We start from the raw sequence: 18,635 nt of genomic DNA on the forward strand, positions 1-18,635 counted from the left end.
CCCAAACTTCTACTATTGCTTATGACAGGATTTGCGCGATATATCCACCAATTAGCACCAGCACCGTTGTTAATGCATAGGTCACCGGATAAGGTGATGCCGCAATCGAGCTTTGTGACTGATCGTTGATAGCATTCAAGCCTGGTGTGCTGTTACGTGCCCCAGTACAGGCACCATCGCAGATCACTGAATTTAGTTTGAATACCTTGATACCGACAATAAATGCGACGATGACAGGTAAAAGCGTTGCACAAGCACCAATAATGGCTACCCAGATCACTGTATCGCCGTGGAACGAGTTAATCACTTTCGGTCCAACATTGGCAGCCAGGACTGCAATAAACATATTTAGACCTATATCTTGCAGGAAGCTACGTGCCCCTTCGCTCACTGGGCCACCAAACTCAGGATTACGGCTGCGGAAGTAGCTGACAAAGATGCCGGCAAGCAGACAACCTGCCGAAGTTCCCAATGCAAATGGAATGCCGCCAGCGGTGAAACTGAGTAGGCCTACCAGGTAGCCGATAACCATGGCGATTGCCATCCACATAACTTCAGTAACCGAGGTATCAAGCAGCGCGCGACTACCTAGTGCTTTAGCTACTTTCTGTACACACCAGTCAGGACCGACAACCCGGATAACATCACCGAACTGGATTACTGTTTTAGGTAATGCCGGTATTTGCACGCCCTGGCGGAACATACCCTTGAGTTGCAAGCCAAAGCCAATTTCCTTAGCCAGTTCTGCTAGGGTTTTGCCGGATATACCGGGAGCTCCAACACGTATATCTGCAGCTTCAAGCTGGATATTGAGAGCCAAAGGCTCGTCTACTTCTTCGCCAATGACTTCCGTGCCTTTAAGGATCAGTTCATGGACATCGGAACGCACGGCAATAATATCGTCTTTCTGCAAGGTCGGATTATCAGAGGACTCTATAACCTGCCCACCACGTACGATGCGTAGAATCGGTGCACTGGGATAAAGCTGAAAGAGTTGCTCAATGGTTTTACCGATCAAAGTATCATGCTCTAGTTTGTAAGCACGGATTTCCAGAGCTGAGAACCCAATTGTCAGAGAACCGGCTGCCCCGGGAACCAGTTCGGTAGCACCACCACTCATGTCCTGTTCAGCTTGTTTGGCATCTGCGACTGGGTCATGGCCGAACATTTGTGGCAAATATTTGATTAATAAAATAATGCCAATGGTGGAAATAACATAGCTGATTGCGTAGCCAGCAGCGATATTGGCACTGACCTGTTCGACTGACATTCCTGGCGGCGGAGTGTAAGCGCCGCTTTGTAAAGCCGAGGTTGCTACACCGATCACTGCAGTGACGGTATAGCTGCCCGAGATGATCCCCGCCGCATAGCCCGGCGCGAGACCAGCCAGTTTTACGCCGAAAAAAACGATCAGCCAGTTCAGTGACCATACGATCAGAGCCAGAACAATAAATGCCAAACCGCCACTTTTAAGACCTGCGAAAAACTGTGGTCGACTTTAAGGCCAAGGGCATACATAAACATTAACAGAAAAATAGAGGAGACGATTCCCGGGATCGAATAGTTAATGCCGAAGAGCTGGTGGATATAAAAGGCATGCGCCGAATTTTTGATCAGCGTCGATCTGAATTCTGGGTAGCATTGATTACCACACTAACAGTGGTCTTCATTGGGGTGGAAGAGGGAATCATTCTGGCCATTATCCTTTCCCTGCTTGATCATATAAGACGTGGATATAGGCCGAAGAATGTGGTTCTAGTCAAAAAAGAGACAGGTAGCTGGCATCCGATCCCAGTGGAACAAGCATTACAAACGGTACCCGGATTGATGATCTACCGTTTTACCCATAGTATGTACTACGCTAATTCCGAATGGCTCTCGGAACAGGTAGTCAAATTGACAAAAAATGCACGGCCACCTTTGAAATGGTTCTGCATTGATGTCTCTGCGGTTGACGATGTCGACTTTTCGGCTTCTGAAACACTACGCTCACTTTTCCAACAGTTGCAAGAAAAGGAGGTTCGTTTTGTTATTGCTCAGGTTCAGGATGATGTAAAAGAAGAATGTGGTTATGATCTGATCGATTTGTTCGGTAAGGATAATTTCTATGATACCTTGGATGATGTACTGGAAGATTATCATAAAAAGGTGGGGTAGTTTGGAGGTATGCGTCTACTATAGAAAAAATAGTTCCTCCCAGCTAAAACATTATTATATTTGTAGGGCGTGGCTTCAGCCCGCCTTTAGATAGCGTATGGTACTGGCGGGCTGAAGCCGCGCCCTACCGCTATACCATCACATCAAGGAATTCTGAACTATGTATGAACCTTTAGCGATTCTCGCTGCCTTCGTTTTTCTCTATAGCATCGTTGCCGGAGGGCTTGAACGTACGCCGATCAATGGGGCCATCGTTTACATGGCCTTCGGGTTAGCCCTCGGCCCTTTCGGTTTCGGTCTTCCTGACGGTCTTGGTTTTATGGACATGGTCGTAGACAGAGAACTGTTGCGTTCACTGGCAGAACTAACTCTGGGTTTAGTGCTGTTTACCGATGCGGCCAACGCGAATCTTAGTGTGCTCAAAGACAGCGTTCGCATTCCCAATCGGTTGCTATTGGTTGGGCTGCCGCTGACCATTCTACTGGGTTTCGGCGTTGGTATGCTGGTGTTCGATGGGCTGGGACTACTGGAGATCGCCATATTAGCAACTATGCTGGCACCTACCGATGCCGCCTTGGGCAAAGCGGTGGTAAGCAATGAATCTGTACCGTCCAGAGTTCGCGAGAGTCTGAATGTTGAAAGCGGTCTGAATGATGGCATCTGTGTACCGGTCCTGCTGGTGTTTCTGACGCTTGCTACAATTGCTGGAGCCAGTACCGAGGGAGAGACTACGACACATCTTGTGCTGAAGTTGCTCGTCGAACAGATCGGTATCGGTGTCGGCGTGGGTATTGGGCTAACCGCTGTCGGCGTTTTTCTGATCAGGCAATTTTTCAGGCGCGGCTGGATTACCGTGAGCTGGCGGCAACTGCCGGTGATTGCACTGGCACTGACCTGTTTCGCGCTGGCGCAGATTCTCGGTGGCAGCGGATTCATTGCCTGCTTTACCGGTGGCTTGTTATTTAGCTGGATTGCTCAAGAACATAAGCATATAAAGCATAGACTGTTACTCGCAGCGGAAGGGACCAGCGATACACTGGCACTGATTACCTGGGTAGCGTTCGGTGGTGCGGTTGTGGGTCAGGCGATGGGTGATTTTACCTGGCAGGTGGTGCTGTACGCGGTACTTAGTCTGACTGTAGTGCGCATGTTACCGGTGTTTCTGGTACTCACCGGTTGCGGAATTAGCAGCGATGAGAAGTTATTCATAGGGTGGTTCGGGCCGCGTGGACTGGCCAGCATCGTATTTGGCGTGATGGTAGTCGAAAAGCACCTGCCCGGTGGTGATATCATCACCAGCACCGTGGTCTGTACCATTTTGTTCAGCATCATTGCGCACGGACTTAGCGCTAATCCTGCGATAGCTGTACTGGTTGCACGTCTGAAGCGCGCTGGAATACCGCCTGTGGTCGAAAATGACGACTGAGGAACGTGCACGACACACATTTACATCATGATAGGGGGCGCAGGTCTTTAGAGACTGTGAAAGTATTCGATAAAATCACTAAAAACAGCAAAAAATACATTGTAAGCTATTGATTATTAGTCGCCGGAATGTGATTTTTTGCATAATTTCAGAATACTTTCACAGCCTCTTTAGCCTGCATTTTAAAAGGCGGACTAAAGATCCGCACCCCATTGTGCTCAAGTGATTGATGCGCTTCGTTCCTCAGCACATCCTATAGATCGAGGCTCAGAACACCTGACCTCGACATAAAGAAATCAAAAGCTTACCGTTTTCACAAGATAATTAGATGACACTAACGCGCGTAGGTTGGCGCTGAGTATGCGAAGCCCAACATGATATTGCACAGTGATTGTTGGGCTTCGCATACTCAGCGCCAACCTACATGTTAATCATTGGTATCAAGTTATTATCCTAGAGCTCAGGTGGTCTGAGGCTTGCCGTTTCTCGATAACAAGCAAGACTTTTCTAATCCTTAATATTATTGCTTTAAACATTAGCACAGGATGAATTGAGTGTCTTTTGCGGGTTGCTAAAGCCCCTAAGCCCCCCTCCACTTGTAGTGCAGGATTTTATTAGCCACTAAAAATGCTCAAACCGGTTGCAACGGGGTATGATATAATGATCATATTTGTCTAACCTTTAACTAATTTGGAGTTATGATTCGTGGTAACTGTTAATACTCGTCGTTCAGTCATGACACTGTTTTCTTCACCTACTTGCGCAATGAGTCACTGTACAAGATTCGCCATGCACGAAAAAGGTGTCACTGCAGAAATTGAATATTTTGATCCTAGCGATCCACCAGAAAGCTTATTAGAACTCAACCCTAATGGTACGTCACCGACATTAGTTGAACGTGATCTAGTCTTATATGACTCACGCATCATCATGGAATACCTGGATGAACGCTTTCCTCATCCACCCTTGCATCAAATGGATCCGGTTTCACGCGCCAATGCACGCATGATTATCAAGCGCATAGATCAGGATTGGTATCATTTACTGGATGAAGTTCTCAATTCAGGTGAGAAAAAATCTGCCCGCGCAAAAAAAATGCTTAAAGAAAGCCTTATTTCCTCCGCTCCCTTGTTTGCAGCTAATGAGTATTTTATGAGCGAAGATTTTTCTTTAATAGACTGTACTCTGGCACCCTTGCTATGGCGCTTACCTGATATCGGCATTGATTTAACAGAAAGCGCAAGTGTCATTGATGCTTATGCCAAGCGCCTTTTTAGCCGTGAAGCATTTATCGCTAGTTTAAGCGAAGAGGAACAAGAAATGGCTAAAGTAACCGGCAAAAAATGACGTCTTTAAAGCCCTATCTTATCCGCTCGATTTATGAATGGATTATTGATAATAATTTAACGCCACACCTACTGGTTGATGCGACACATCCGCACGCATCCTTACCGAAGGATTATATTGAAGATAGTAAGATAGTACTTAATATGCGCCCCGAAGCAATCCAGGGCCTATCGCTTGAAAATACAACCATTGAGTTCAACGCGCGCTTTAATGGTCAATCTATGCATATCATTGCTCCTGTACCTGCAGTGAAGGCTATCTACGCAAAAGAAAACGGTAAAGGCATGGTCTTCGACGAGAATGAAGATGAGGACACACCTCCTCCCGGAAATTCCCCACCCGCAAGACCCCATCTTCGCGTAGTAAAATAATCCCAAAAAAAAGCCTGAGTTTTTTCAAACTCAGGCTTTTTTATTTACACTAAAAGTACGCTTAAAGCAGGCTGTATTTACCTAGCCAGCATAATTTCCAGCGGCAAACTCCCAGTTTACCAAAGCCCAGAAGGCTGCTAAATATTTAGGGCGCGCATTACGATAATCTATGTAATAAGCATGCTCCCAAACATCACATGTTAATAAAGGTGTTTGCCCTGCTGTTAATGGGCAGCCTGCATTGCTTGTACTAACAAGCTCTAAGCTACCATCAGCATTTTTTACTAACCACGCCCAACCCGAACCAAAAGTAGTGACGGCACATTTAGTAAATGCCTCTTTAAATTCAGCAAACGAACCAAATGTTGTGTTAATAGCATCTGCTAATGCACCCGTTGGCTCACCACCACCTTTAGGAGACAAACTATTCCAGTAAAAAGTATGATTCCATACCTGTGCAGCATTATTGAAAATACCCCCTGATGAACGCATCATCAAGCTTTCTACAGACGCACCTTCGAACTCAGTTCCTGGCACCAAATTGTTTAAATTTGTTACATAAGTCTGATGATGCTTACCATAATGAAACTCCAATGTTTCTTCAGAAATATGAGGTGCAAGCGCATCTTTCGCATATGGTAGAGCAGGTAATTCGTAAGCCATTGATAATTCTCCTAAATAGTTTAAAAAACTCCATCAGTTTTAACTATTATGATTGCCCTCGCTGAGTTTTAGCAAGAATTCCTTAATAGCTAACACTGGATTCAAAGAGTATAAATTATTAATCCCTTAAATACCAAGTATTTTAGTACAGTATTATGATTAAACCTAGAAACCGTAGTTGAGCAGGGATTTTTTGGAAAATCTGAGTGCGAAAGACAAGGCACAGCTCGCAGGCAATGGCCGTAGCCCTTGGCAATAGCTGTAACGCAGTATTTCGCGCTCAGATTTATTCACAAAACCGTGAAGCGGAGTCTATTCACTCTGCAGCTGATAAGTTGTTAGGTCATTATGCCTTACATTCAAATACTTAGAGTGCTTTTAACGCTCAACTGCGGCTTTTAGGTTAAAGCGTCCTCTCCGACCTTAAGGAGCGAGAATTCCTACCCAATAGCCGACGCCATAATACCTGCTAATTTTGAGAAAATTCTGTCATTTTCTATAGTCCAACAGGGAATACGAAATTCAAGCGATAACTACTCTTCATTTTTTATCATATTCGACTTTATATCCATCAGTGCGGACTTTAGTCTTGCTATAAACAGAGGCTTTGCTACTTTTCTCAGCTTTTTTATCTTCTGCAGAATCTTCTTCACTTTCCGGCGCATCAATCGAAACAATAAAATCATTAAACCAGGGCTTGGTTTTTGCCACACTCATATCGGCATCACTTATTATGTCTTCTTTATCAGGCAGGTTGCCACATTCTAAAGCCTGCTCTAATGCTTTTTTACAAGCATCAAAGTCATTATGTACCGCATGCAAACAAGCAAAATTGTAGCTGGCTACGCCTTCTTGTATACCATCCGCAATAGTGAACTTTTCTTTTGCCAAAGCATAACTAGCTTCTTTGTCAGCAGCAGTTTGTAGTGCGGCCAACTCCATTAAGGCAACACCCCAGTCCAGAGCCGCTCCCAGGTAGTCAGGTTTTGCCACCAGACAATATGAAAATTTTGTTCCCGCTTCCTGGTAAAGAGCGATTGATTCCTCATTTTTCTTTAATCGCGCTAGATACAGCAGCGCCATCCCCCAGTTATATAGCGCATCATTAAAGGCAGCATTACCCGAAGGAATACTTTCATATATATGCGCTGCTTCAGTTAATAATTTTTCAGTTTGTGCAGGGTCATTGCTGACTCGCGCCTTCTGTACCATTTTATTAGCTGCTTTTACTTTTGATTTACCTGATATTGACCCAAATAAGCCCATGTTTTTCCTCTATTCTTTGATTATTATTATTCTAACACTCAGAGCTTAATCAATAAGAACTGAACTACCAAAATTTCAAAACTAACTGCTTATAATAAATCGAACAGCATCTAAGCGCAATTTAGCACCCGCAATATATTCATGAGAAGCGATTGCACTGGTTTTTAAGTCCGAAATTTCTTCTGGTTTTATCAAAGAATTCACCCGGCTCAAAGCATCTAGCCGCTTTATTTCCTTGGCTAGAGACTTTAGCATCTCTGTTTTCGCCTGACCAATAATACCTTGCATATTAATTTCAGCTTTTTGCTCGGCAGTGGCAATCATGGCATTAATATTTTTCTGCTCACTACTGATAAAAGCACTTACTTGATCCATTTCAATTTTCTCGTCTATTTCCCGCAATTCAGCATGTGTAAACTGTGCTGTTAGGTCTTGCAGCTGCTGATCGACTAAGATACGTATCGGTGTGGCAGGTAAAAATCTGCTGAGCTGCAAATGCAAAGGCGCGCTACATTCAACCAGGTAAAGGCATTCCAGCAAATATTGCCCCGCCGGTAACTCTTCATGCTTAATAATACTGACTGTTGCATGACCTACTTTCCCTGATAATACCAGGTCCATTGCTGACACCAGCATTGGGTGTTCCCAGCTTAAATATTGCATATCCTCGCGCGCCAGCGCAATATTTCTATTGGTAGTGACCGTCACCCCATCTTCCGGCACACCAGGAAAGTCACTTACTCTTTGCAATTGACCCGCCTGCAAAATAGCGCAATCTTCCGAATGATACTCAGACTCTATACCAAAGCATTCAAATATTTCTTCCATATATCGCCATAAAGCCTTGGAATAAGAGATATTATCTATTTCTTCAGCTAGCTCCTCAGCTACCTTTTCTCGAAAAGAGTTAAGCTCTAATAGCACATCTCTTGACTGATGCATCTGCGTTTCAATCTGCTGTAGATGCAATCTTGCGGATTCAACAAGCTGATCCAACCCTTGCTGACTATCACTCAGGCAAACCTCTTCAAGAGTGAGCCGTTGCAATCGATAAACTTCACTGGCCGCATTGCTATTTTGCTGAAACAGCTTTAAGCCCTCAGCATACCAGCGATATAAGCTATGCTGCTTACTGCCTACAATATAAGGCACATGAATCTTAATAGTATGCTGTTGACCGATTCGATCAAGACGGCCAATTCTTTGTTGCAATAAATCTGGATTTTCAGGTAATTCTAATAAAATCAGATGATGTACAAACTGAAAATTTCGCCCTTCGCTACCAATTTCCGAACAAAGTAATATTTGCACCTGAGCTTCAGACATCTTGATTCGCTATCCTGAAAGAAATCCATTAAAACTTAAACTAGGCAATATAATTAAAGGGTTAGGGAATTATTGTCAAATGATTGATATTTTCAGCTAAAGAAATGAAAATGGTACTCATTTAGGTTAAACTAAGCCCTCATATCATACGAGGTATTCAATTAATGCAGCAACTCATGCTCCCAATAATTCCTCAGGGTACGACTATTATAAATGGTCAGGTCAGTGTTGATAACCGAAATGATGAGTGGTTTTATTTCCTCGGCGGTATCCCGATCTATTCTCACCAGGCTGACAATAAGAGATTATTTAGACTTCACACCTCTCAACTCATCAATACCGGTTCCTGTCGTTCAATCGATATTATTACAACCTTTGGTGTCTCTAAAAGTAGTGTTATGCGCTCATTAAGGCAACTACGAGAAAAAGGGGCTGATTCGTTTTTTGAACCTCGCCCGACTCGCAAGGGAGGACCACTCTTTACGCTTGAGGTTTTGCAGCAAGCTCAGGAATATCTGGATCAAGGTATGACGCCTAACGAAGCCGCTAAAGAATTAGGCATCCGGGCAGATACCTTTCGCAAGGCGATCAGTGATGGACGTTTAAAAAAAAGTCTGCCGCATCAATAGACCCCAATGATGGCAGTACCAAATCAGCCCGTGATATTATAGATGCCAATGCAGCCGATGTGCTTGGTACGGCCTGCACTCGAGTAGAAGAGCGAATCCAGGCTGCTTTGGGTGAGCAGGAAAAGGGAGCCTCAATCGAATTCGAATCCTGTTTAGATGTTCCTAAAGGCGGTGTGTTATGTGCATTGCCCGCGTTACTTGGCAATGGCTTATTAAATGACATTGAGCGCCACCTGGGCAAACTGACAGGTTACTATCAAACCTTTCATATTCTATTGCTACTCGCCTTTATGGGGCTATGTCGCATCAAAAATGCCGAACAACTTCGCGAGCATGCACCGGGTGAATTCGGAAAACTACTTGGCCTGGATCGGGCTCCCGAAGTGCGTTGTTTAAGATCCAAAGTAAAAGGACTGGCTGAACCAAAATCAGTCGAAAGCTGGGCGGCCGACCTCAGTCGACAATGGATGGAAAATGAACCAGAGGCAGCAGGAACACTCTACATAGATGGTCATGTCCGTGTCTATCATGGACACTTGACTAAACTTCCCAAACGGCATGTTTCACGCGAAAAACTCTGCTTACGGGGTATCACCGACTACTGGGTTAATGATGGTACGGGGCGTCCCTTCTTTGTCGTTGAAAAAACGGTGGATCCGGGCTTACTAAAAACGCTGGAAGAAGATATCGTCCCCCGATTACTCAAAGACATTCCGAATCAACCGAGTGCACAAGCATTACAGCAAAACAAACAAGCCTGTCGTTTTATCCTGGTGTTTGATAGAGAAGGCTATAGCCCCGCATTCTTTAGAAAGATGTGGGACAAGCATCGTGTCGCTTGCATGACCTATCATAAATTTCCCACCGAAAATTGGCCACTGGACAATTTTTCCAGTCAGGAGATCACCCTACCGAGTGGTGAAAAAGTCATCATGAAACTCGCCGAACGAGGCAGTCTGGTTGGAACTGGAAAACAGGCGATGTGGATGAGAGAAGTGCGCAAGTTGACTGATTCTGGTCACCAAACCAGTATTATTACCACAGCCTATGAACTAGAATTGACGGCTGTTTCTGGGCGAATGTTTAGCCGGTGGTGCCAAGAGAACTTTTTTAGATATATGAAGCACCACTATGGGCTAGATATGCTACAGGAGTATGGAATAGAGCCACTATCCGATACCCAAAAGGTGGTCAACCCTGATAGGCGCCAACAGGAAGGACAGCGTAATTCGATACAATCCAAACTCAATTACCGTCTATCTCGATTTGCAGCGATGGAACTTCATCCGGTGATTAAAAAAGATGAAACGGAAGATGTGAAATACAAGAAATGGGAAAGAAAACGAGCAGAATTACTCGAAGAAATAGAGCATTATGAAAATGAACTAAAAACCATCAAGGAAAAACTAAGCCAAACGCCCAAACACATTACCTGGCAAGAGTTGAGAGACGAAGATAAGTTCGAACAGCTTCTGCCAGGGAAAAAGCGGCTGATAGATACTGTCAACATGATCGCTTATCGGGCAGAAACAGCAATGGCCGCTCTGCTAACCTCACCGACAATCGACTTTCCGATGGCAAGGCAACTATTACAAACGCTGTTTGTGACAGAAGCAGATATATTACCCGATGAAGTAAAAAAACAACTTCGGATACGTGTGCATAGTACTTCCCGACCTGCAAGTAATAAAGCAATAGAAAAGTTATTTGAACAACTCAATCAAACGGAACTCAATTATCCAGGAACCGATCTGCGCTTAATTTATGAGCTGACTTCATCCGCAAAAAATTAGGAAATGGTCTCAAATTAGTTTCGTCTGAATCAAGATGTCTGAGCTTCTTGATCTGCAAAATAAGCAGCCGCTCTGTCACGTTCAATAATACTCATTCCTTCATGAAATGCTGCGACATTAAGTGCATATTTATCGCGCAACTGCTTATGCAGACGTAGCACCGTATCTGCATGCTGACAAATTAACAATACCTGTTCCTGCCCCAGGCTCTTTAAATACGTAACCAGCCATTGCAAACAAACAGTTTCATCTTTATTATCTTGCTCTAAGGGGTAAGCATAAAATTTTCTTTGCGGAAACCCCTTAATAACATGCCGGGAATTTCTGAATAAAATTCGCCCTGTGCCATGTCGGTCAATTAACTGATCAATAACTTCCTGCCTTAACACCTCATCTTCAATATTATTTAAAAAATCAGCACCAAGATCTTGCTCAATAAGCATTTTTAACTGCTTTTTATCTGCGTCATTTAAGACGCTCCGATGTACTATTTTTTCTGCTAAACGAGCAATGGGTTCAAATTCCTGCTGTTCCTTGTTAAATTGCTCCAGACTATAAAATCGATCTGCATCGAGTAATTTTAATTGCGCAAAATACGTTTCTTTACCTAATTGTTCAGGTGTTGCCGATAGTAAAATCAAGCCATCTGTGCTTTCCGCTAACTGCTCAACAAACTCATAAGCTTCCCCTGGAGCTTGCTCTGACCATTGCAAGTGATGCGCCTCATCGACTACAACAATGTCCCACAAAGCACTCACAGCCTGTGCTTTTCTATCTGCATGCTGCTCGAAAAATTCCAGACTACATAGAACTAGCTGTTCACTCAAAAAAGGATTTTCTTCTTCTATCGCCTCACAGCGGGACTCATCAAAAAGACTGAATTTTAAATTAAAGCGCCGCAACATTTCAACCAACCACTGATGCTGCAAGCTTTCAGGTACGATGACTAATATGCGCTCAGACAATCCCGTATGTAAGCTATAATGCATAATTAAGCCAGCTTCAATCGTTTTTCCCAGACCAACCTCGTCCGCGAGCATAACCCGCACTTTATCTCGCTGAGTCACTTCATGTGCAATATATAATTGGTGAGGGATTAAAGCAACTCGAGCACCTAACAAGCCTTTAACCGGGCTTTTCTGCAAGCGCTGTAAATGCTGCCAGCTTTGGTAGCGCAACGCAAACCACCGCCCTTCTTCCGCCTGACCGATAAATAGCTTATCTTGTGGTTTATTAAATTGCAGATGATGGCTCAAAGCCTGCTCATCAATCCACTCTATTTCACCCTGTTTACTTAACAGCCGATAGCTGATAATGCCTTCCAGCTCTGTTATTGATTTAACAACGCCTTGCAGACCTGCTACAGTTTCCACAACATCTTCAGCAAAAAACCTTACCCGGGTTAAAGGTGCATTATCTTGAGCATAGACCCTACACTCATCACTCGCTAAATAGACAATTGTCACTCTATTAACCGCCACTGCAGACACCATACCCAAGCCCAGCTCTGGCTCGGAAGCACTAATCCAGCGCTGCCCTATCACATACTCACTCATGTACATTCCATTTTTCTATCTTTGTAAATAATACTGCGATTGTCATTACAGCTCTGTTTTACGCTGCTAATCATACTCAGCCAGTTTTCTTAGTCATTTAGTCCACTCACAATATAAGCTAGTGCTCTTAATCATTCTACAAAAAATAAGTACGGTATAATATTTTATGAGTTGCCCATCAATGAACAATAGCTAGCATTATTACGTATGTATACTAAGTTTTTCGGCCTCTCAAAAAAGCCTTTTTCATTAATTCCCGATCCAAGCTTTCTATATTTAAGCGAAAAACATAAAAAAGCCTTAACAACTTTGCAATATGGTCTTGTAAGTCAGGCAGGATTTACGGTAATTACGGGAGAAATAGGCTCAGGAAAAACAACTCTGATACGTAGCTTATTGGATAAGTTACGCAGTGAGTGCGAAGTCGGCTTGATCACTAACACCCATAGCGCATTTGGCGATTTACTAACCTGGGTTTTAGCGGCCTTTAAAATCGAATCGTCTGCTACCAACAAAGCTGGGCGCTATCAGGCTTTTGTTGACTTTATTACAGAAAAAAGTGATTCACACAAGCGTGTTGTATTAATCGTAGATGAAGCCCAGAACATGGATATTCAAACCCTGGAAGAACTGCGCTTACTCTCCAATATCAACGTTAATCAGGACATAATGCTGCAACTCGTATTAGTGGGGCAGCCAGAGTTAGTCGAAAAGTTAAATCGCCCAGAACTGGTTCAATTTTCCCAGCGCATCTCCATTGAATACCACCTACAGCCCTTAAGCTATCAGGAAACAGCAAAATATATTCATTACCGCTTAAAGGTTGCTGGTAGCAAGGATACTATTTTCCACCCTTCGGCTTGCGCTGCTTTATACTGCTATTCTGGTGGCGTTCCTCGTTTAATCAATAACCTGGGAGATCTGGCACTGGTTTTTGCTTTTGCTGCCGATAAAAAGAAAATCAATTGGAAGATCATTGTCGATGTCGTTAGCGAACGTACAACTGGGGGAATAAAACGCTTTGAAGGCAAGGCGTGCCTGACGCCCAATATCATTGAGCGCGCAGCTGAAGCAGAGAAGCTACGCCGAGCTTTGATAGAAGAAACAGGCGTGGACATATCTAAGGATTTGTAAATAGATCCGGCATATTATAATAAGCCTAATCTTTCCCCGCTCCCTGAATACATACTCCACCTAAATACATACTTCAACAGATATAAAAAAAGGTGCTAAAAAGCACCTTTTTCTTTATGCACTACAAAAACAGCAGTCCTTATAGTTTTTCTTTAATACGTGCCGCTCTACCTGACAATTCACGCAAATAGTACAATTTAGCTCTACGTACCGCACCACGGCGCTTAACCTGAATATCTCCAACGAGAGGGCTGTGTGTTTGGAAAACACGCTCAACGCCTACACCATGAGAAATCTTTCTAACAGTAAATGCTGAATTTAAGCCACGATTACGTTTAGCAATAACAATACCTTCAAATGCCTGTAGCCTCTCGCGATCTCCTTCTTTTACTCTTACCTGCACAACAACGGTGTCACCAGGATTAAACACTGGTAAATCTGTTTTCTGCTGCTCTGCTTCTAATTGACTAATAATATTACTCATTACTGCACCTTATTTATTCTTTAATTCAGTTTTAAATTCTTCTAACAACGTCTGCTGTTCCGCTGTTAATTCGTTATTCAACAACAAATCTGGTCTTTTTTGCCAGGTTCGCCCCAATGATTGCTGCAACCGCCAGCGTTCAATTCCTTTATGATTACCACTCAACAAAACATCAGGAACTTTTTTTCCTGCTATAACTTCTGGCCTTGTATAGTGAGGACAATCCAGAAACCCATGCATATGCGAGTCCTGTTTAGCTGACTCTTCATCACCCAGAACACCAGGTAATAATCGACTAACTGCATCAATCACAACCAGTGCCGCTAATTCACCACCACTAATGACAAAATCACCCAGTGACCATTCTTCCTGACATTGCTCCTCAATAAAGCGTTCATCAATGCCCTCATAACGCCCCGCAATTAAAATCAATTGATCTAAAGCCACACTTTCGTTCAATAATTGCTGAGTAATAGGCCTACCTTGCGGACTTAAATAAACAACCTTAACCTGTTGCTCTGCATTTACCGAACCTTTGGCACTATCAATTGCATCCTTTAAAGGCTGATACTTCATCACCATTCCAGGACCACCACCATAAGGCCGGTCATCGACTGTTTTATGCTTATCAGCAGTATAGTCTCTAGGGTTCCATACTGACAAGTCAACTAAGCCCCGCTTAATAGCACGCCCTGTCACTCCGTTCATAGCACTATCTAGCACCATTTGCGGAAAAATTGTGACGACATCAAAGCGCATTAAAAATCAGCATCCCAGTCAACCAGCATCTCACCAGCCAGCAAATCAATATTGATTATAGTCTGCCCTTGTAAGAACGGTATTAGCCGTTCCCTTTCACCCGAGACAACCACAACATCATTTGCCCCAGTCTCCAGCATTTGCTCAACAGTACCGAAATCGACACCCTCTACAGACTTAACCTGCAAACCAACAAGATCAGCCCAATAATATTCACCCCGCCTTGCTTTTGGCAATTGATCAGCATGAATATAGATTTCCCAGCCATTTAACGCTGCTGCTTCATCTCTATCATCAAGACCTTCCAGGCGAGCCACGACTGTTTTTCCATGTCGTCGGCCATCAATCACTTGAACTTCTTTGCTTTCCTGGCCCCTGATTAAAGTCCAGGGTGAGTAAGTCAGTATATTTTCGCGTGTTTCAGTATACGAATATACTTTTATCCAGCCTCTGACACCAAAAATGCCTGAAACCTTACCAACACTTACCAGTTCTTCAGCCAAACTTATGCAGCAACTGCTTGTTTTTTAGCGTCTTTAATTAATTTTGCAACACGCTCAGAAGGTTGTGCACCTTTTGATTGCCAATACGCAACGCGCTCTTCATCAAGTCTTAATCTTTCTTCAGATCCTTTTGCTAAAGGATTAAAAAAACCTAAGCGCTCAATATAACGTCCATCACGGCTGTTTCTGCTATCAGTAACAACGACATGATAAAAAGGACGATTTTTTTGCCCACCTCTGGCAAGACGAATAACTACCATCTAACTTCCTCAAAATTACATTTAATCAAATTTAATCCAACTATTCTACGCGCTTTAATTATTATGTGAAGCGAAATTCTTAAAAACATAAAACTGAATCGAATTTACGTACGCATCCCACGCATATTACCCTTAATTCCGCGCATCATATTCGCCATATTTCCCTTTTTGAATCGCTTCATCATTTTCTGCATCATTTTGAATTGCTTCAAAACTCGATTCACATCCTGCAATTCTTGCCCGCATCCAGCAGCAATACGCTTTTTACGATTACCCTTAATCAGGTCAGGGTGACGCTTTTCTTGTTTGGTCATGGAACGAATAACGGCTATTTGCCGCGTTAACTGCCTATCATCAACCTTATCTCTCATTTCCTTCGGGACTTCATTCATGCCTGGCAATTTATCCATCATTGCACCTACACCACCCATATTCTGCATTTGTTCTAATTGCCCAACAAAGTCAGAGAGATCAAAGCCTTTACCCTTTAGTAATTTTTTTGCTAATTTGTCAGCTTTGTCCTTATCGACCTTCTGCTCAATATCTTCGATCAGACTGAGCATGTCTCCCATACCCAGAATTCTTGAAGCAACCCGGTCAGGATAAAACGGCTCTAAAGCATCTGTTTTCTCACCGACCCCAACAAACTTAATGGGCTTGCCCGTTATATGACGAATCGATAAAGCCGCTCCGCCACGCGCATCACCATCTGTCTTGGTTAATATCACACCTGTTAAAGGTAATGCATCATCAAATGCCTTGGCAGTATTCGCAGCATCTTGCCCAGTCATACTATCAACAACAAATAATGTCTCAACCGGATTAATAGCAGCATGCAACTGCTTAATCTCCTCCATCATTTCATCATCTACATGCAGACGTCCCGCTGTATCGACAATAACCACATCCAGGAACTTCTTTTTTGCCTGGTCAATAGCATGAGTCGCGATTTCAGCCGCACTTTTAGTTACATCCGTATCAAAAAAAGTCAGCGATACGTCTTCCGCGAGTGTTTGTAGTTGCTTGATCGCCGCGGGACGATAAATATCCGCACTCACCACTCCAACGGATTTCTTTTGAGTCTCTTGCAACCAACGACCTAGTTTTGCAACCGTCGTTGTTTTACCCGCCCCTTGCAAACCGGCCACCAGGATAACAGCAGGAGGATTAGCTTTTAAATTCAGCTCCTCATTATGCTCACCCATGATTTTTTCAAGTTCAGACTGAACGACCTTGATAAGTGCCTGCCCAGGCGACAGGCTTGTTTGCACTTCCTGACCCAGAGCACCTTCTCTTACCTTATCAATAAATGCGGTAACAACAGGTAACGCGACATCAGCTTCCAGCAAAGCCATACGCACATCACGCATTGCTTCTTTAATATTCTCTTCGGACAGCCGCCCTTGTCCACGAAGATTTTTTAAGGTTTTACCTAAACGGTCAGTTAAATTATCAAACATAATCAGTACTAGATCTCACAAAAAGGCCGTCTAAGGCATGTTTAAAATCACAAAAACACCCCAAAACAGCATCTAAAATCGCATCAACCCTTTATTATCCTAAATTTTTATTAAATGGTAAACAAATAATCTTTGCAATCCAACCTAGAGAAACATAATTCTCACGAGAAGATTAATGAAAAAATGAGTTAATCTTCAAATAGCTCGGCAAGCACTAAGGAACGCGCATGAAATAATTTGAGCAAGTTCATGCGTAAATTTAATTATAAAATCATTGTAACGTTGGTTAAAAAAATAAGTTTTGTTTAAAATTAACGAATGATTATAGCTTATGCAAAAGAGATAGAAGAGCGGATGCAAGAATTTTACAGTCGTCTGCCAGAGAAAAATAGACGCTTATATGCAGGCATTGAAGCTTTAAAACTTGCTTTTGGTGGGGTTACTTATATTGCTAAGCTTTTTAATTGTTCACGCAATACTGTTCAATTTGGAATTGAAGCACTTCAGGAGGAAGAAACGATTGACCAAAATCGCAGTAGACGTAAGGGAGGCGGTCGAAAGGCAACCCTTGAAAAACAGCCTGATATTAATGAGGTTTTTCTACTTTTGCTTACAGAGCATACGGCAGGTAACCCAATGGATGAAACGCAAAAATGGACAAATTTAACGCGGGCTAATATTAGCGATTTATTAGCTAAAAAAGGTTTTAAAGCCAGTCGTAATATTGTTAGACAATTATTGAAAAAAAATGGATATGTAAAACGGAAGCCCTTAAAAAATAAGGCTGGAGGAGGTCATGTGGATCGTAACGCCCAATTTGAACGTATTGCCGAATTAAAAGAAAAATATAGTGCTGCTGGTAATCCAGTGATTAGCGTGGACACTAAGAAAAAGGAACAAATAGGGAATTTATCTCGTGAAGGTAAGATTTATACCACTGAGACTGTTGAAGTTTTTGATCATGATTTTCCGTCATTGGCGGAGGGGGTTGCCGTACCGCATACCGTTTATGACCAAACACGCAATGAGGCATACGTCACCATTGGGACAAGTCGAGACACCAGTGAATTTGCCTGTGATTCGCTTCGCCATTGGTGGTACAACTATGGAATACATCACTATACGCAGGCCACTTCTATTTTAATGTTGATGGATGGAGGTGGCAGTAATTCATCTCGACACTATATTTTTAAACAGGATTTACAAGTTTTGGCAGATGAGATTGGCGTTAATATACGCGTTGCTCATTATCCTCCCTACACATCTAAATGGAATCCTGTTGAACACAAGGCCTTTCCTCATATTACTCGCGCAATGCAAGGTGTTGTTTTAACAAGTCACCAGTTAACAAAAGAATTGATAGAAACGGCAACAACAAAGTCTGGTTTAAAAGTTTTTGCCTCAATTTTAAATAGAGTTTATGAAACGGGCAGAAAGGTTATGCCCGGGTTTAAAGATTCCATGAGAATTGTTTTTTGATGAACATCTTAGGCTATGGAAT

General features: G+C 43.0%; 18 protein-coding genes and 1 pseudogene. 8 read left to right on the plus strand and 11 right to left on the minus strand.

Features of this window, described 5'->3' with window-relative positions:
- Positions 1–19 precede the first annotated feature (19 nt).
- Positions 20–1,168: a hypothetical protein gene (locus ACQY3F_RS12535; RefSeq protein WP_428357681.1), complete on the minus strand. Its 1,149-nt coding sequence runs from the start codon at positions 1,166–1,168 to the stop codon at positions 20–22.
- Positions 1,169–1,186: 18 nt separating this feature from the next.
- Positions 1,187–1,480, minus strand: a pseudogene (locus ACQY3F_RS12540) (hypothetical protein); the annotation flags it as partial.
- Between the two features lie 101 nt (positions 1,481–1,581).
- Here ACQY3F_RS12540 and ACQY3F_RS12545 point away from each other — a divergent pair.
- The 4 genes from ACQY3F_RS12545 to ACQY3F_RS12560 all read left to right on the plus strand — a co-directional run bounded on the left by ACQY3F_RS12545 (position 1,582) and on the right by ACQY3F_RS12560 (position 5,301).
- Positions 1,582–2,157 carry an STAS domain-containing protein gene (locus ACQY3F_RS12545; protein WP_428355195.1) on the plus strand — a complete coding sequence of 192 codons (576 nt, stop codon included), beginning with the start codon at positions 1,582–1,584 and terminating at the stop codon, positions 2,155–2,157.
- Between the two features lie 160 nt (positions 2,158–2,317).
- Complete coding sequence (locus ACQY3F_RS12550; protein WP_428355197.1) at positions 2,318–3,583, plus strand: cation:proton antiporter; 1,266 nt, start codon at positions 2,318–2,320, stop codon at positions 3,581–3,583.
- Positions 3,584–4,318: 735 nt separating this feature from the next.
- Complete coding sequence (locus tag ACQY3F_RS12555; protein WP_428355198.1) at positions 4,319–4,930, plus strand: glutathione S-transferase N-terminal domain-containing protein; 612 nt, start codon at positions 4,319–4,321, stop codon at positions 4,928–4,930.
- Entirely contained in the window at positions 4,927–5,301 is a 375-nt protein-coding gene (locus ACQY3F_RS12560; RefSeq protein WP_428355200.1) for a ClpXP protease specificity-enhancing factor, read from the plus strand. The genes ACQY3F_RS12555 and ACQY3F_RS12560 overlap by 4 nt, the downstream gene beginning before the upstream one ends.
- A gap of 81 nt (positions 5,302–5,382) precedes the next feature.
- On the opposite strand, the gene sodB is transcribed toward ACQY3F_RS12560, so the two are convergent.
- The 3 genes from sodB to ACQY3F_RS12575 form a co-directional block, all read right to left on the minus strand.
- A complete protein-coding gene (sodB, locus tag ACQY3F_RS12565) occupies positions 5,383–5,964 on the minus strand; it encodes a superoxide dismutase [Fe] (protein ID WP_428355201.1) in 582 nt (193 codons plus the stop codon).
- A 540-nt stretch (positions 5,965–6,504) separates the two neighbouring features.
- Positions 6,505–7,230 (minus strand): hypothetical protein, encoded by a 726-nt coding sequence (locus ACQY3F_RS12570; RefSeq protein WP_428355202.1) that lies wholly within the window; start codon positions 7,228–7,230, stop codon positions 6,505–6,507.
- A gap of 81 nt (positions 7,231–7,311) precedes the next feature.
- Complete coding sequence (locus tag ACQY3F_RS12575; protein WP_428355204.1) at positions 7,312–8,556, minus strand: helicase-related protein; 1,245 nt, start codon at positions 8,554–8,556, stop codon at positions 7,312–7,314.
- A 164-nt stretch (positions 8,557–8,720) separates the two neighbouring features.
- On the opposite strand from ACQY3F_RS12575, the gene ACQY3F_RS12580 reads away from it, so the two are divergent.
- Both ACQY3F_RS12580 and ACQY3F_RS12585 read left to right on the plus strand, forming a co-directional pair.
- Positions 8,721–9,185 (plus strand): hypothetical protein, encoded by a 465-nt coding sequence (locus tag ACQY3F_RS12580; RefSeq protein WP_428353027.1) that lies wholly within the window; start codon positions 8,721–8,723, stop codon positions 9,183–9,185.
- Positions 9,186–9,244: 59 nt separating this feature from the next.
- Positions 9,245–10,978, plus strand: a complete 1,734-nt coding sequence (locus ACQY3F_RS12585) for a putative transposase (protein ID WP_428355181.1) — start codon at positions 9,245–9,247, stop codon at positions 10,976–10,978.
- 29 nt (positions 10,979–11,007) lie between these two features.
- On the opposite strand, the gene rapA is transcribed toward ACQY3F_RS12585, so the two are convergent.
- Positions 11,008–12,534: an RNA polymerase-associated protein RapA gene (gene rapA, locus ACQY3F_RS12590; RefSeq protein ID WP_428355206.1), complete on the minus strand. Its 1,527-nt coding sequence runs from the start codon at positions 12,532–12,534 to the stop codon at positions 11,008–11,010.
- Between the two features lie 207 nt (positions 12,535–12,741).
- On the opposite strand from rapA, the gene ACQY3F_RS12595 reads away from it, so the two are divergent.
- Complete coding sequence (locus tag ACQY3F_RS12595) at positions 12,742–13,668, plus strand: ExeA family protein (RefSeq protein WP_428355208.1); 927 nt, start codon at positions 12,742–12,744, stop codon at positions 13,666–13,668.
- A 139-nt stretch (positions 13,669–13,807) separates the two neighbouring features.
- Here ACQY3F_RS12595 and rplS read toward each other — a convergent pair whose 3' ends face one another.
- From rplS to ffh, 5 genes are all read right to left on the minus strand, one after another.
- Complete coding sequence (gene rplS / locus ACQY3F_RS12600) at positions 13,808–14,152, minus strand: 50S ribosomal protein L19 (protein ID WP_428355209.1); 345 nt, start codon at positions 14,150–14,152, stop codon at positions 13,808–13,810.
- A gap of 9 nt (positions 14,153–14,161) precedes the next feature.
- Positions 14,162–14,911 carry a tRNA (guanosine(37)-N1)-methyltransferase TrmD gene (gene trmD / locus ACQY3F_RS12605; protein ID WP_428355210.1) on the minus strand — a complete coding sequence of 250 codons (750 nt, stop codon included), beginning with the start codon at positions 14,909–14,911 and terminating at the stop codon, positions 14,162–14,164.
- A complete protein-coding gene (gene rimM, locus ACQY3F_RS12610) occupies positions 14,911–15,414 on the minus strand; it encodes a ribosome maturation factor RimM (protein WP_428355211.1) in 504 nt (167 codons plus the stop codon). The genes trmD and rimM overlap by 1 nt, the downstream gene beginning before the upstream one ends.
- Positions 15,415–15,416: 2 nt before the next feature.
- Positions 15,417–15,674, minus strand: coding sequence for a 30S ribosomal protein S16 (gene rpsP / locus ACQY3F_RS12615; protein WP_428355212.1), 258 nt, complete (start codon positions 15,672–15,674; stop codon positions 15,417–15,419).
- Positions 15,675–15,778: 104 nt separating this feature from the next.
- Positions 15,779–17,134 carry a signal recognition particle protein gene (gene ffh, locus ACQY3F_RS12620; protein ID WP_428355214.1) on the minus strand — a complete coding sequence of 452 codons (1,356 nt, stop codon included), beginning with the start codon at positions 17,132–17,134 and terminating at the stop codon, positions 15,779–15,781.
- A gap of 318 nt (positions 17,135–17,452) precedes the next feature.
- Between ffh and ACQY3F_RS12625 the strand changes: the two genes are divergently transcribed.
- Positions 17,453–18,613: an ISAzo13 family transposase gene (locus tag ACQY3F_RS12625; protein WP_428355215.1), complete on the plus strand. Its 1,161-nt coding sequence runs from the start codon at positions 17,453–17,455 to the stop codon at positions 18,611–18,613.
- The last annotated feature ends 22 nt before the right edge of the window (positions 18,614–18,635 follow it).

Origin of the sequence: Methyloprofundus sp. (genome assembly GCF_965251085.1) — a bacterium.
Classification (GTDB): domain Bacteria; phylum Pseudomonadota; class Gammaproteobacteria; order Methylococcales; family Methylomonadaceae; genus Methyloprofundus.

Bases quoted from the DNA above. Each gene is read 5' to 3' on its own strand.
- ACQY3F_RS12535 (WP_428357681.1), bottom strand. From the start codon at position 1,168: ATGTTCGGCCATGACCCAGTCGCAGATGCCAAACAAGCTGAACAGGAC.
- ACQY3F_RS12550 (WP_428355197.1), top strand. From the start codon at position 2,318: ATGTATGAACCTTTAGCGATTCTCGCTGCCTTCGTTTTTCTCTATAGC.
- ACQY3F_RS12555 (WP_428355198.1), top strand. From the start codon at position 4,319: ATGACACTGTTTTCTTCACCTACTTGCGCAATGAGTCACTGTACAAGA.
- ACQY3F_RS12560 (WP_428355200.1), top strand. From the start codon at position 4,927: ATGACGTCTTTAAAGCCCTATCTTATCCGCTCGATTTATGAATGGATT.
- sodB (WP_428355201.1), bottom strand. From the start codon at position 5,964: ATGGCTTACGAATTACCTGCTCTACCATATGCGAAAGATGCGCTTGCA.
- ACQY3F_RS12570 (WP_428355202.1), bottom strand. From the start codon at position 7,230: ATGGGCTTATTTGGGTCAATATCAGGTAAATCAAAAGTAAAAGCAGCT.
- ACQY3F_RS12575 (WP_428355204.1), bottom strand. From the start codon at position 8,556: ATGTCTGAAGCTCAGGTGCAAATATTACTTTGTTCGGAAATTGGTAGC.
- ACQY3F_RS12580 (WP_428353027.1), top strand. From the start codon at position 8,721: ATGCAGCAACTCATGCTCCCAATAATTCCTCAGGGTACGACTATTATA.
- rapA (WP_428355206.1), bottom strand. From the start codon at position 12,534: ATGAGTGAGTATGTGATAGGGCAGCGCTGGATTAGTGCTTCCGAGCCA.
- ACQY3F_RS12595 (WP_428355208.1), top strand. From the start codon at position 12,742: ATGTATACTAAGTTTTTCGGCCTCTCAAAAAAGCCTTTTTCATTAATT.
- rplS (WP_428355209.1), bottom strand. From the start codon at position 14,152: ATGAGTAATATTATTAGTCAATTAGAAGCAGAGCAGCAGAAAACAGAT.
- trmD (WP_428355210.1), bottom strand. From the start codon at position 14,911: ATGCGCTTTGATGTCGTCACAATTTTTCCGCAAATGGTGCTAGATAGT.
- rpsP (WP_428355212.1), bottom strand. From the start codon at position 15,674: ATGGTAGTTATTCGTCTTGCCAGAGGTGGGCAAAAAAATCGTCCTTTT.
- ffh (WP_428355214.1), bottom strand. From the start codon at position 17,134: ATGTTTGATAATTTAACTGACCGTTTAGGTAAAACCTTAAAAAATCTT.
- ACQY3F_RS12625 (WP_428355215.1), top strand. From the start codon at position 17,453: ATGATTATAGCTTATGCAAAAGAGATAGAAGAGCGGATGCAAGAATTT.